Source organism: Paracoccus sp. (in: a-proteobacteria) (genome assembly GCF_030538695.1).
Lineage (GTDB): Bacteria > Pseudomonadota > Alphaproteobacteria > Rhodobacterales > Rhodobacteraceae > Paracoccus.
Genome location: NZ_JAUNTN010000014.1, coordinates 25,296 through 37,700, shown reverse-complemented (window position 1 = coordinate 37,700; position 12,405 = coordinate 25,296). Strand labels below are relative to the sequence as shown.

Here is a 12,405-nt window from a genome sequence, read left to right as displayed (position 1 = left end):
TTAGTCCGCCAGCGGCTTGGTCACGTCGTCATTCAGCCATTTTTTGGAAATCTCGGCCAGCGTGCCGTTTTCCTTGAGGCGGGTGATGGCAGCGTCAACCTCATCACGCAGCTTGCGACCCGCTTCGTCATTGCGGAACGGCAGCGCGTTGCGGATTTCATCAAACGGCTCGCCCGCTTGTTCCAGCGCCAGCGGGCTGTTGGCGATCACCTGGCCGGTGGACACGCGGTCCATCACCAGCGCATCAACCCGGCCCAGCGATACATCCTGTTGCAAGTTCGATTCATAGGTGCGGATGTCGATTTCGCCGGCATTGGGCAGCTTACGCAGCAGTTCTTCGTAATTCGAGCCAAGGTTGACCGCGACCGACTTGCCCGACAGCGTATCGGTGCCGGTAATCCCCTTGGGGTTGCCGCGCTGCACCACGATCTGCGCACCGTCATAGACGTAAGGTTGGCTGAAAGCGAATTTCGTCTCACGCTCGGGGGTAATGGTGATCTGGTTGGCAACCGTGTCGATACGGCCCGACTCCAGCGCACCGATCAGGCCCGAAAAGGACATGGTTTCAAACTGAATATCATGGCCGGTTTCCTGACCGATGGCATTCATCAGATCCACCTCGAACCCTTGCAGCTTATCGGCACGGACAAAGGTAAAAGGATAGTATCCGCCAGACATGCCAACGCGGATCGTATCGGCGGCGGCAGGGCTGATACCTGCCGCGATAAGGGCCAGAGCAGCCAGAAGTTTACGGGTCATATCAACCTCCTGTTCAGTTGCGGGGTAGATGTTATCGCAAGCAGGCCACCGCAAGGGCAGATTGCAGTCATTACCGAAAACGAACGAAATCTGCTGTCATGGAACGATAAAAGCGGAACAGGGTTCCCCCTGTCCCGCCTGAATCAGAAAATTGTTGTGCGCTTATGCAGGGGTCGATGAGACCCCGACCTTGGCCGGGCGCAGCAGCCGGTCATGCAACATAAAGCCGTTTTCCATGACCTGAATGATATCGCCCGCCGTGGTGCCGGGCAGCGGGGCCTCGAACATGGCTTCGTGGTGCTGCGGGTCGAAACGGTCGCCAACCTGCGGCGACAGGATGGTGATGCCGTGCTTGCCAAAGACGTTCGACAGCTCGCGCAGGGTCAGCTCGATCCCTTCGATCAGGGCCGGGGCGACGGTGCGCTGATCCTCGGGGACCGAGGACAGGGCGCGGTGCAGCGCATCATGGACCGGCAGCAGGTCACGGGCCAGACGGCTGCCGCCATATTGTTCAGCATCACGGCGCTCCTTATCTGCGCGTTTCCGGGCATTTTCGGCATCTGCAAGCGCCCGCAGGAACTTGTTGTGAAAATCGTCCCGCTCGGCGGTCAGGCGCTCAATCTCATCCGCCGGATCGGCCAGCGGGTCATTCAGCGGCACTTCGGGCATGTCATCCATCGGGTTCAGCGGGTCATTCATTTTTCATCCTTTCCGGCCGGACAGCATCCGCCCGACAAGCTGCGCGGTGTAATCGACAATCGGCACGATCCGGCCATAGTTCAGCCTGGTCGGACCAATCACCCCAACCGCGCCAACGATTTTGCGGTCAGAGTTCATATAAGGAGAAACCACCAAAGAGGAACCGGAAAGTGAGAACAATTTGTTTTCCGAGCCGATGAAAATGCGCACCCCCTCGCCTGTTTCGGTCAGTTCCAGAAAGCGGGCAATGTCGCGTTTGCGTTCCAGATCGTCGAACAAGCTGCGGATGCGGTCCAGATCAGCGGCCTGATGGTCCAGCAGATTGGCCCTGCCCCGCACGATCAGCCGCGCATCTTCGGCAACACCATCCCATAGGGCCAAACCGGATTCGACCATTTCAGCCGCCAGAACGTCCAGTTCCTGACGATGGCGGCTGATGTCTTGCGCCATACGGCTGCGCAATTCGGACAGGGTGCGGCCCTCGGCAAGCGCGTTCAGGAAGTTCGCCGCTTCGCGCATCGAGGATGGGGTTTGCCCGACCGGCGGGGTGAACAGGCGATTTTCAACATGCCCATCGGCAAAGACCAGCACCACAAGCGCACGATCGGGCGCAAGGCTGACAAATTCGATATGCCGCACCGGGGCTTCGTGCTTGGGCATCAGCACCAGCGAAGCGCCCTGCGTCATTGAGGACAGCGCAGTGCTGACCCGATCCAGCAACGCGCCCGTGTCGCCATCCGCACCAAGCGTCTGCTCCAGCGCAGCACGATCCTGCGGGGCCACCGGATCGATCTCCATGACGCTATCAACGAACAGCCGCAGCCCCAGTTGCGTCGGCAGGCGTCCCGCCGACACATGCGGGCTGTCCAGCAGGCCCATCAGCTCAAGATCCTGCATCACGTTGCGGATCGTCGCCGCCGACAGCTTTTCTGTCAGTTGTCGCGTCAATGTCCGTGAACCGACTGGTTCCCCCGTCTGCAAATAGCCCTCGACCACGCGACGGAACACCTCGCGCGAGCGGTCGTTCAGTTCGGTCAGCAGGCTGTCACTCATGCGTCGTCCGGGGTTGAAAGAATAGGCTTTGCGCCTGTAACTGACCCTAAGCGAGTGAAAGGATCAAGACATGCGCCCCTCTGCACGAGAATTAAGCGAAATGCGCCCGATTTCAATTGAAACCGGGGTGATGCGCCATGCGGAAGGCTCTTGCCTGATCCGCGTTGGCGGAACCGAGGTGCTTTGTGCCGCCACCATCGAGGACCGCTGCCCCCCGTTTCTGAAAGGTTCGGGGCTTGGCTGGGTGACGGCAGAATACGGGATGCTGCCCCGCGCCACCAACAGCCGCACCCGGCGCGAGGCTGCGGCGGGCAAGCAAGGCGGGCGCACGGTGGAAATCCAGCGCCTGATCGGGCGGTCGCTGCGGGCCGGTGTGGACCGGGTGGCCCTTGGCGAGCGGCAGATCGTTGTGGATTGCGACGTGATTCAGGCCGATGGCGGCACCCGCTGCGCCTCGATTACCGGCGGCTGGGTGGCGCTGCGGCTGGCAGTGAACAAGCTGCTGAAGGCCGGAATTATCAGCAGCGATCCGATCATGGATCACGTTGCGGCCGTGTCTTGCGGCATCTATGCAGGCCAGCCGGTGCTGGATCTGGATTATGCCGAGGACAGCGAGGCCGGGACCGACGGCAATTTCGTGATGACCGGCGCCGGTCGCATGGTGGAATTGCAGATGTCTGCCGAGGGCGCGACCTTTTCCCGCGCCGAGATGGAGGCGATGCTGGCCCTTGCCGAAAAGGGCGTGGCCGAGCTGGTCGCCGCACAAAAGGCAGCCGTCGCATGAGGAGGCTGACCGAAAAGCGGTTGCTGATTGCCACCCATAATGCTGGCAAGCTGGAGGAGTTCCGGCAAATGCTGACCCCCTATGGCATTGAGGTCGTCGGCGCCGCTGAGATGAACCTGCCCGAACCCGAAGAAACGGAGGATACGTTTATCGGTAATGCCCGGATCAAGGCACGGGCTGCCGTTGCAGCGACCGGCTTGCCTGCCTTGGCCGATGACAGCGGGATCTGCGTTGATGGGCTGGACGGTGCGCCGGGGGTTTATACGGCAAATTGGGCCGAGACGCCTTCGGGCCGGGATTTCGGGTTGGCGATGCAGCGCACCTGGGACGAGCTGGAAGCGCGGGGGGCGGCAGAGCCTCGGACGGCAGCTTTTCATGCGACATTTGTTCTGGCATGGCCGGATGGGCATGAAGAACTGTTCGAAGGCAAGGCCGAAGGTCATCTGGTCTGGCCGCCGCGCGGGGCGCAGGGTCATGGGTATGATCCGATGTTCGTGCCTGCGGGTTATGATGTGAGCTTTGCCGAGATGCCGGCCGAGGAAAAGAACCGCATCAGCCATCGCGCCGATGCCGTGGCAAAGCTGAAAGCCGCGCTGTGACTGAGGACTGGCGTGCGGGCGGGTTTGGGCTGTATGTGCATTGGCCCTTCTGCGCGTCAAAATGCCCCTATTGTGATTTCAACAGCCATGTTGCCGGTTCGGTAGATCATGCACGCTGGTCACAGGCGCTGGTTTCCGAAGTCGCCCGGCAGGCGGCAGAAACGCCGGGGCGCGTGCTGAACAGTATCTTTTTCGGCGGGGGAACGCCCTCGCTGATGCAGCCTGAAACTGTTGCGGCAGTGATTGACGCTGCCCGTGCGGCTTGGGGTTTTGCCAATGACATCGAAATCACGCTGGAGGCGAACCCGACCAGTGTCGAGGCAGGCCGGTTTCGTGGCTTCTCGGATGCTGGGGTAAACCGGGTTTCGATGGGGATTCAGGCGCTGAATGACGATGATTTGCGGGCGCTTGGGCGGATGCATTCGGTCGCAGAAGCGCGGCAGGCGTTTGATATTGCGCGATCGGTTTTTCGTCGGGTCAGCTTTGATCTGATCTATGCACGACAGGGCCAAAGCCGCGATATGTGGCAGTCTGAATTGCGTCAGGCGCTGGATATGGCCGTGGACCATCTGTCCCTATACCAGTTAACCATCGAGCCAGAGACCGCCTTTGGCCGCCGTCACGCTGCTGGCGGGCTGCGGGGCTTGCCGTCGGACGATCTGGCGGCGGATATGTATTTCGACACGCAGGAAATCTGCGAGTCGGCGGGAATGCCTGCCTACGAGGTTTCTAACCACGCGCGAGCTGGGGCGGAAAGCCGGCATAATCTGATTTATTGGCGGCAGGGCGATTGGGCTGCTGTCGGGCCGGGGGCGCATGGGCGGCTGACGATTGGGCAACGCTGGGCAACCGAGGCCGCGCAAATACCGGATGATTGGTTGTCGCGGGCAGAGGCCGGAAATGCTGAGGTGCTGCGCGAAACCGTGCCGAATGATGAGCGGGCAACCGAGCTATTGCTGATGGGCTTGCGTTTACGTGAAGGTGTTTCATTGGACCGTTATGCGGCGCTGGCCGGACCCTTGCCTGAAACGCGGCTGCGCGATCTCGACGCCATGGGAATGGTTCAGGTGCAAGATGGGCGGCTGGTTGTCACGACCGAAGGCCGCCCGGTATTGAATGCAATTTTGCGGGAATTGCTGGCTTAACCACCAAGCGCCTGACAAAGCTTATCAAGCTCATCCAGATTACGATAGCGAATGGTGACTTCACCGCCATCCTGCCCGGCATGACGAATCCGCACCTGCATCTTGATCTGCGCGCTGAGGTCCGCAGAAAGCTGGCGGGTGTCAGCATCCTCCTGCATCGGGGATTTGCGCTGTTTGGACTGCGTTGGTTCCGCTTGTTTGCGGACCAGATCTTCGGTCTGGCGAACGGATAGCTTTTTTTCGATCACCTTGCGGGCCAATGCTGTCGGATCAGTCGCCGTAATCAACGCACGCGCATGGCCGGTGCTGAGGTTGCCATCCTTGACCCAGCCCTGCACCTGATTTGGCAGGTTCAGCAGGCGCAACAGGTTGGCGATGTGGCTGCGGCTTTTATTCAGGCCCTCGGCCAGCTTTTCCTGCGTATGGCCGAAACGATCCATCAATTGACGATAGGACGCAGCCTCCTCTATCGCGTTCAGATCGGCGCGTTGGATGTTTTCGATAATTGCGATTTCCAGAACTTCGAGATCATCAAGTTCTCGAATAATCACTGGCAATTCATGCAATTGTGCAAGCTGTGCTGCGCGCCAGCGGCGTTCGCCGGCGACAATCTGGAACAACCCTTCGTCGGTCGGATGCGGGCGAACGATCAGCGGTTGAAGTACGCCTTTATGACGGAGCGAGCTGGCAAGTTCCTGAAGCTGCTCTGGATCATACTCGCGGCGGGGCTGGTCCGGGTTGGGCAGGATTTGTTCGATGGGCAGCTTATCACGACGGGCGGCCTGCACGTCAGGAATCAAATCGACATCAGCCATCAGCACCGAAAGACCGCGACCAAGAGCGCGTTTATCTTTGCGATTATCCTTGGTCATATTACCCCCTGCCCTTTTTCTGCTTATTCAGGAACTCTGCTGTCAGCTCACTATAAGCCGTCGCACCTTTGGATTGGCGATCATAATGTATAATCGGGCGGGCAAAAGAGGGCGATTCGGACAGGCGGACATTGCGCGGAATCACCGTCTGATAGACCACATCCCCGAGCGTCGCGCGTGCATCCGCCTCTACCTGTTGCGACAAATTGTTGCGGATGTCGGACATGGTTAGCACCACACCTTCTATCCGCAAATTGGGGTTGGCGCTTTGCCGAACCTCTCGAATCGTCAGCAAGAGTTGGGACAGGCCCTCTAAGGCGAAGAACTCGGTCTGAAGCGGAATCATCACCGAATCAGCCGCAACCAGTGCGTTCAGCGTCAGCAGACCGAGCGCGGGCGGACAGTCGATCAGGATGTAATCCGCCTGCGCTTCAGCCTGCAAAGCATTGCGCAGGATCGACAACCGGTTCCGCTGATCGGAAAGCTGCATTTCTGCTGAGGCAAGATCAGAGGTTGCCGGGATGATACGGAAATTATCAAAATCCGTTGGCTGTATCACCTCTGACAGCGTGGCATCTTCGGTCAGCAGATCATAGGTGCTTTTCGCACGCGCCTCATCTGAAATGCCGATACCAGTTGACGCATTGCCCTGCGGGTCAAGGTCCACCAGCAGCACATCATGCCCCGCTTCAGCCAGACAGGCCGCCAGATTGACAGCGGTTGTTGTCTTACCAACTCCGCCTTTCTGGTTGGTTATGGCAACAATTTTAGGCTTTGGCATGGCTGATATTGCTGATTTCCAGAATTGCGGCGTCAGGGTCCGTTTTACTGGCCTGCGCATTGCAATCGAAATGCCACATCTGCCGGGCCTCCTCAAGCTCATCCCGCCAGCGGGCGCCTTTCATAAGCAGGGCTTTGCCGTCCGGCGCAAGGTGGCGGTGAACATAACCGAGCAAATTGGGAAGTGCCGCAAGGGCGCGGGCGCTGACAACATCGGCAGATTGCGGCGGCAGAGCTTCAATCCGACTGTTCTCAACCAAAAAATTTTGCAGCTCCAGCTTAATCCCCACTTGCCTCAGAAAAGCTGCTTTGCGGGCGTCGGATTCGACCAAAGTGACTTTCGTTCCCGCGTCTTGCAGCAAGATCGAAACGACAACACCCGGCAGACCACCACCACTGCCAAGGTCGAGCCAGCTTGTCGGGCGGACGGTCAGGTCGATAAGCTGCGCACAATCCCCGATATGGCGACTTTCCAGCATTTCAATATCTGACCTGGACGCCAGATTAATCGCCGGATTCCAGCGCCGGAATAATTCCGCATAGCTCTGCAACCGCAATGTTTCACGTGAAACATTTTCGCTCATGACGCGGCCCGACTGCGGACGGTTAATGCGGCGATCACGAGCGAAACGGCCGCCGGGGTCATGCCTTCAATCGCATTGAGCGCCGCAATATCCTGCGGTTTCGCAGCATTTATCTTAGCCCGAAGCTCATTGGACAACCCCGGCAAGTCATTGAAATTAAACCCTTGCGGGATTGCCAAAGACATTTCCTTGTTTAGCAGCGTAATATCCCGCTCTTGTCGGTCGCGGTATTGCTCATACATCGCATCGGTAACGATTTGCTGCAAAATATCGGCCGGGACAGCGGTCAGCTCCGGTGCGATTTCCCGCGCTTTATCCGCATCAATCTGCCCCGCAGCAAGCAGCCGCAGAACCGAGCGCGCCGCTCCGTCACTCCGCACATGCACATCATGCGCCGCAAGTTGCTGCGGCGAGAAAGTCGTTTCCAAGGCGACAGCCTGCGCTTTGTCAATCTGCATACGCTTCCGTTCAAAAGCTGATTTCCTATCCTCGCCCAGCATCCCAAGCTGCTCTGCAAGAGGGGTAAGGCGCTGATCTGCATTGTCAGCCCGCAGCGTTAACCGATATTCGGCGCGCGAGGTAAACATGCGGTAAGGCTCCGTTACACCCCGCGTTACCAGATCGTCGATCATCACACCGATATAGGATTCCGCCCTGTTAAAGGTGACAGCAGGCTGCTTCCGGACGGCCAAAGCCGCATTCAGTCCGGCAACAAGCCCCTGTGCAGCAGCTTCCTCATAGCCGGTTGTTCCGTTGATCTGACCCGCAAAATAAAGACCATGAAAAGCCTTGACCCTCAGATCGCGGGTCAGGGCTGTCGGCTGGATAAAATCATACTCAACCGCATAGCCCGGCTGCAAGATTTCAACCTGTTCGCAACCCCGCATGGTTCGCACATAGGCAAGCTGCACATCAACAGGCAGGGATGTAGAAATGCCGTTTGGGTAAACCCGATCGCTGTCGAAGCCCTCCGGTTCCAGAAAGACCTGATGCGAATCCTTGTCCGCAAAGCGCACCACTTTATCCTCGATCGACGGGCAATAACGTGGACCAATACCGCTGATATGGCCGCCATACATGGCCGAACGGGATAAATTATCACGGATAATCTGATGCGTCGCAGGGTTTGTGTGCGTGATCGCACAACTGACCTGTGGGGCTGTCAGACGGTCCGTCATAAAGGACAGAAAGCTGAGTTCCTCATCGCCTGGCTGCTGCTCCAACACATCCCAGTCTATGCTTGAGCGAAGCAAACGCGGCGGTGTTCCGGTCTTAAGCCGCGCCATCGGCAAACCAAGGTTAATAAGCTGCGCAGCCAACGGCTTTGAGCTTCCATCTCCCATCCGGCCGGCCAGACGCGACTGGTCACCGATATGAATGACACCATTCAGAAACGTTCCGGTGGTCAGAACAACTGCATCAGCAAGGTAATCTGCCCCAGCCGTATGAATCCCAATGCAACGGTCTCTGTTGAAAATCAGTCCTTCAACCTCGCCAAAAATCAGACTCAGCCCAGATTGCGCATCCAGCATCCGTCGCGCGGCCTGCGCATAAAGACCACGATCCATTTGCGCCCGCGGCCCCTGGACTGCCGGACCTTTGCTGCGATTCAACAGCCGGTATTGAATACCTGCCTGATCCGCAATCCGCCCGATCAGCCCATCCATCGCATCGACTTCACGCACCAGATGGCCCTTACCCAAACCTCCGACAGCCGGATTGCAGGACAGCGCACCAATGTCACTTTCCGCCATCGTCACCAGCGCAACCTCGGCCCCAAGCCGCGCCGCAGCAGAGGCAGCCTCAACACCAGCATGGCCGGCCCCAACAACAATGACGTCAAAATGTTTCACGTGAAACATCCCTCATTTACCAATGCAAAAATTGGCGAAGATATGGCCAAGATAATCCTCCACATCGATTCGCCCAAGTAACTTTTCCAACGCCCTGTTCGCCTGCCAAAGCTGATCCGCCAGAATCTCCGGTTCCTCATCCCCGGAAACATCCAACGCATCTGCCGCAAGCCGCAGCGCATCCGCCTGTCGCTCATGCGCAATCAGGCCAGTTTTCGGCAAACGCTGTTCCAAAACGGAGCGAATGGCAGCCAAAAGATCCGCAATGCCCGCCCCTGTCGCCGCCGATACAGCCAAACCATTGCCTGTATCCAGATCAGCCTTTGTCCAGACCTGCAAATCTCCATCCTGCCACAGCCCCGCCTGAACCTTACCCTCTGGCGAAAGATGCAGTCGCAGATCAGCCTTCTCTGCCCGCTGTTCCGCCCTGCTGATCCCTTCACGCTCAACCAGATCTTCGGAATCGCGTAACCCGGCGGTATCCAGAAACGTTACCGGCAGTCCATCAATATCCGCAGCCAACTCGATCACATCGCGCGTCGTCCCCGCAATATCCGAGATAATCGCAATATCCCGCTGCGCCAGCCGGTTCAAAAGCGACGATTTACCGGCATTTACCGGCCCAATCAGAGCGACCTCATAGCCTTCGCGCAACCGCTCCGTCGCCCTGAAATCCGCCAATAATTCCAGAATCTGCTCACGCACATCTGCCATAAGCGCAGGCACCCGTTCAGAGACCTCCTGCGGCACGTCCTCATCAGCGAAATCCAGCGATACTGCAATCAGGCTTCCCGCCTCGATCAGTGACCCGCGCCAGGCTTCAACACGCCGCTGCAACTCCTGCGAAACGGCCCGCATCGCCTGACGTCGCTGTGCTTCGGTCTCCGCAGCCAGCAAATCACCCAGACCCTCGACTTCGGCAAGATCAATGCGTCCGTTCAGGAATGCCCGTCGGGTAAACTCACCCGCATCTGCCTGACGTAAGCCAAGCCGCTGCAACGCCAGCTTAACCCGACGCACCACCACCGGCGCACCATGCAGTTGAAACTCAACCACATCTTCACCGGTAAAGCTGGCCCCGGCATCAAACCGCAGCACCAACGCCTGATCCAGCACCTCGTCGGCCTCGCGCAGCACCCGAAAGTAAGCCTGCCGCGCATCTGGCAGCGAACCGGCCAATGCCTCCCCTGACGCCCGCGCCTGTGGTCCGCTGATCCGAAGGATCGAGACGCCGCCCCGCCCAGGCGGGGTCGCCTCGGCAAAGATCGTCGCCATATCAGCCCCTTATGCGTTCATCGAGTCGAAAAACTCGCCATTCGTCTTGGTCTGTTTCAACTTGGAAATCAGGAACTCAATCGCATCCGTCGTCCCCATCGGGTTCAGGATTCGCCGCAGCAGATAGGTCTTTTGCAGGTCTTTCGGATCAACCAGCAGTTCTTCCTTCCGCGTGCCGGATTTCAGAATATCCATCGCCGGGAAGACACGTTTATCAGCCACCTTGCGGTCCAAAACGATCTCGCTGTTGCCGGTGCCTTTGAATTCTTCAAAGATCACTTCGTCCATGCGTGAGCCGGTATCAATCAGCGCCGTAGCGATAATCGTCAGCGAACCGCCTTCTTCGATATTCCGCGCCGCGCCAAAGAACCGCTTGGGCCGCTGCAATGCATTGGCATCCACACCACCAGTCAGCACCTTACCCGAGGACGGCACTACGGTGTTAAACGCCCGCCCAAGTCTGGTGATCGAATCCAGCAGGATCACAACATCCCGCTTATGCTCAACCAGACGCTTGGCCTTTTCCATCACCATTTCTGAGACGGCAACATGGCGGCTGGCCGGTTCGTCAAAGGTCGAGGACACAACCTCACCCTTCACCGACCGCTGCATGTCCGTCACCTCCTCGGGCCGCTCGTCGATCAGCAGCACAATCAGATAACATTCAGGGTGGTTGCGTTCGATCGAATGGGCGATGTTCTGCAACAGCACCGTCTTACCCGTCCGCGGCGGAGCTACGATCAAGGACCGCTGCCCCTTCCCGATGGGCGCCACCAGATCAATGATCCGGGCGGAACGATCCTTGATGGTCGGATCTTCAATTTCCATCTTCAGCCGCTGGTTCGGATACAGTGGCGTCAGGTTGTCAAAAGCAACCTTGTGCCGCGCCTTTTCTGGTTCTTCAAAATTGATCCGTTCCACCCCGGTCAGCGCAAAATAGCGCTCATTCTCACCCGGCGCGCGGATCACCCCTTCCACGGTGTCCCCGGTCCGCAGCGAGAACTGACGGATCATGTCGGGGCTGACGTAAATATCATCCGGGCCGGGCAGATAATTCGCTTCGGTCGAACGCAGAAAGCCAAACCCATCCTGAACCACTTCCAGAACGCCATCGCCGCCAATGGTCCAGCCTTCTTCGGCATGTTCCTTCAGCAACTGGAACATCATCTCGCCTTTACGCATGGTCGAGGCGTTCTCGATTTCCCATTCCTCGGCCATCGCCAGCAGGTCAGCGGGGCTTTTCGCCTTCAACTGCGACAGGTTCAAACGTTCTTCGCTCATCAGCTTCCATCCACGGCACAGGGTTAATGCCCCGGCCTTCATTGTATCATGTCACGGAAAGACCCCGCCCGGACGGGCGGCTTACCGCGCCTATACGCGGTTTTCGGGTATGAGTCAATTTTCAGAACTTCAGCACAACCGAGGCGACGATCACCAGCATCAGCAGCGTGGGAACCTCGTTCATCATCCGGTATTGCCGCCCGCTCAGACTATGGCCACTGGTCAAGGCCCGCCGCTGACTTGCCAGCCACATATGAAACCAGGTCATCCCCAGAATCCCTGCCGCTTTGGTCCAGGGCCAGACCAGAGACCAGTCAACAATCCCCGGCGTTACCACCATCAGAAGTCCGGCGAGCCAGCTTGCAATCATTGCCGGGTTCATAATGACCCGCAACAGCTTTTCTTCCATGATAACAAAGGATGCCGCTGGTTCTTCACCCGCCTGTCCGCGTTCGGCATGATAGACGAACAGTCGGGGCAAATAGAACAGCCCTGCCATCCACGAGATCACGGCCATGATATGAAAGGCCTTCACATATGGATAGGCCCAGCTCAGTGCATTCCAGAGGGTATCCATTCCGGTCCCTAATAAAAGAAAAAGAAAGAAAAGATGTTGATGATGTTTGGCCCTGTGGATGGCGGGATTCAAGCATTTTCCGCATATTTTCACACAATGCCGAGGTTCGGGACAGTTTCCTTACAGACTTGTGAATAATCCTTA

The 12,405-nt window shown here is 58.1% G+C and carries 13 protein-coding genes; 3 read left to right on the top strand and 10 right to left on the bottom strand.

The window, feature by feature from the left end; genetic code table 11:
* From Q4G24_RS09315 to hrcA, 3 genes are all read right to left on the bottom strand, one after another.
* Positions 1-759, bottom strand: coding sequence for an amino acid ABC transporter substrate-binding protein (locus Q4G24_RS09315; protein ID WP_303366248.1), 759 nt, complete (start codon positions 757-759; stop codon positions 1-3).
* A 162-nt stretch (positions 760-921) separates the two neighbouring features.
* Complete coding sequence (locus tag Q4G24_RS09310) at positions 922-1,428, bottom strand: nucleotide exchange factor GrpE (protein WP_303366323.1); 507 nt, start codon at positions 1,426-1,428, stop codon at positions 922-924.
* 33 nt (positions 1,429-1,461) lie between these two features.
* Positions 1,462-2,511, bottom strand: coding sequence for a heat-inducible transcriptional repressor HrcA (gene hrcA / locus Q4G24_RS09305; RefSeq protein ID WP_303366247.1), 1,050 nt, complete (start codon positions 2,509-2,511; stop codon positions 1,462-1,464).
* 70 nt (positions 2,512-2,581) lie between these two features.
* Here hrcA and rph point away from each other — a divergent pair, with 70 nt between their 5' ends.
* From rph to hemW, 3 genes are read left to right on the top strand one after another with little or no spacing between them, the layout of a single operon-like run.
* On the top strand, positions 2,582-3,295 hold the full coding sequence (gene rph, locus Q4G24_RS09300) for a ribonuclease PH (protein WP_303366246.1): 714 nt from the start codon (positions 2,582-2,584) through the stop codon (positions 3,293-3,295).
* A complete protein-coding gene (gene rdgB / locus Q4G24_RS09295) occupies positions 3,292-3,894 on the top strand; it encodes an RdgB/HAM1 family non-canonical purine NTP pyrophosphatase (RefSeq protein ID WP_303366245.1) in 603 nt (200 codons plus the stop codon). Before rph ends, rdgB begins: the two co-directional genes overlap by 4 nt.
* Positions 3,891-5,039 carry a radical SAM family heme chaperone HemW gene (gene hemW / locus Q4G24_RS09290; RefSeq protein WP_303366244.1) on the top strand — a complete coding sequence of 383 codons (1,149 nt, stop codon included), beginning with the start codon at positions 3,891-3,893 and terminating at the stop codon, positions 5,037-5,039. Before rdgB ends, hemW begins: the two co-directional genes overlap by 4 nt.
* Here the strand turns inward: hemW and Q4G24_RS09285 are convergent.
* The 7 genes from Q4G24_RS09285 to Q4G24_RS09255 all read right to left on the bottom strand — a co-directional run bounded on the left by Q4G24_RS09285 (position 5,036) and on the right by Q4G24_RS09255 (position 12,261).
* Entirely contained in the window at positions 5,036-5,911 is an 876-nt protein-coding gene (locus Q4G24_RS09285; protein ID WP_303366243.1) for a ParB/RepB/Spo0J family partition protein, read from the bottom strand. The two genes, hemW and Q4G24_RS09285, sit on opposite strands and share 4 nt — an antisense overlap.
* A gap of 1 nt (position 5,912) precedes the next feature.
* Positions 5,913-6,692 (bottom strand): ParA family protein, encoded by a 780-nt coding sequence (locus Q4G24_RS09280; protein ID WP_303366242.1) that lies wholly within the window; start codon positions 6,690-6,692, stop codon positions 5,913-5,915.
* Complete coding sequence (rsmG, locus tag Q4G24_RS09275; RefSeq protein WP_303366241.1) at positions 6,679-7,275, bottom strand: 16S rRNA (guanine(527)-N(7))-methyltransferase RsmG; 597 nt, start codon at positions 7,273-7,275, stop codon at positions 6,679-6,681. Before rsmG ends, Q4G24_RS09280 begins: the two co-directional genes overlap by 14 nt.
* Positions 7,272-9,137, bottom strand: coding sequence for a tRNA uridine-5-carboxymethylaminomethyl(34) synthesis enzyme MnmG (mnmG, locus tag Q4G24_RS09270; protein ID WP_303366240.1), 1,866 nt, complete (start codon positions 9,135-9,137; stop codon positions 7,272-7,274). Before mnmG ends, rsmG begins: the two co-directional genes overlap by 4 nt.
* A 3-nt stretch (positions 9,138-9,140) precedes the next feature.
* A complete protein-coding gene (mnmE, locus tag Q4G24_RS09265; protein WP_303366239.1) occupies positions 9,141-10,403 on the bottom strand; it encodes a tRNA uridine-5-carboxymethylaminomethyl(34) synthesis GTPase MnmE in 1,263 nt (420 codons plus the stop codon).
* 9 nt (positions 10,404-10,412) lie between these two features.
* Positions 10,413-11,684: a transcription termination factor Rho gene (gene rho / locus Q4G24_RS09260; protein WP_303366238.1), complete on the bottom strand. Its 1,272-nt coding sequence runs from the start codon at positions 11,682-11,684 to the stop codon at positions 10,413-10,415.
* Between the two features lie 121 nt (positions 11,685-11,805).
* Positions 11,806-12,261: a CopD family protein gene (locus Q4G24_RS09255; protein ID WP_303366237.1), complete on the bottom strand. Its 456-nt coding sequence runs from the start codon at positions 12,259-12,261 to the stop codon at positions 11,806-11,808.
* Between the last annotated feature and the right edge of the window lie 144 nt (positions 12,262-12,405).

Excerpts from the sequence above, each read along its gene's own strand:
- Q4G24_RS09315 (WP_303366248.1), bottom strand. The coding sequence starts at position 759 with ATGACCCGTAAACTTCTGGCTGCTCTGGCCCTTATCGCGGCAGGTATC.
- Q4G24_RS09310 (WP_303366323.1), bottom strand. The coding sequence starts at position 1,428 with ATGCCCGAAGTGCCGCTGAATGACCCGCTGGCCGATCCGGCGGATGAG.
- hrcA (WP_303366247.1), bottom strand. The coding sequence starts at position 2,511 with ATGAGTGACAGCCTGCTGACCGAACTGAACGACCGCTCGCGCGAGGTG.
- rph (WP_303366246.1), top strand. The coding sequence starts at position 2,582 with ATGCGCCCCTCTGCACGAGAATTAAGCGAAATGCGCCCGATTTCAATT.
- rdgB (WP_303366245.1), top strand. The coding sequence starts at position 3,292 with ATGAGGAGGCTGACCGAAAAGCGGTTGCTGATTGCCACCCATAATGCT.
- Q4G24_RS09285 (WP_303366243.1), bottom strand. The coding sequence starts at position 5,911 with ATGACCAAGGATAATCGCAAAGATAAACGCGCTCTTGGTCGCGGTCTT.
- Q4G24_RS09280 (WP_303366242.1), bottom strand. The coding sequence starts at position 6,692 with ATGCCAAAGCCTAAAATTGTTGCCATAACCAACCAGAAAGGCGGAGTT.
- rsmG (WP_303366241.1), bottom strand. The coding sequence starts at position 7,275 with ATGAGCGAAAATGTTTCACGTGAAACATTGCGGTTGCAGAGCTATGCG.
- mnmG (WP_303366240.1), bottom strand. The coding sequence starts at position 9,137 with ATGTTTCACGTGAAACATTTTGACGTCATTGTTGTTGGGGCCGGCCAT.
- mnmE (WP_303366239.1), bottom strand. The coding sequence starts at position 10,403 with ATGGCGACGATCTTTGCCGAGGCGACCCCGCCTGGGCGGGGCGGCGTC.
- rho (WP_303366238.1), bottom strand. The coding sequence starts at position 11,684 with ATGAGCGAAGAACGTTTGAACCTGTCGCAGTTGAAGGCGAAAAGCCCC.
- Q4G24_RS09255 (WP_303366237.1), bottom strand. The coding sequence starts at position 12,261 with ATGGATACCCTCTGGAATGCACTGAGCTGGGCCTATCCATATGTGAAG.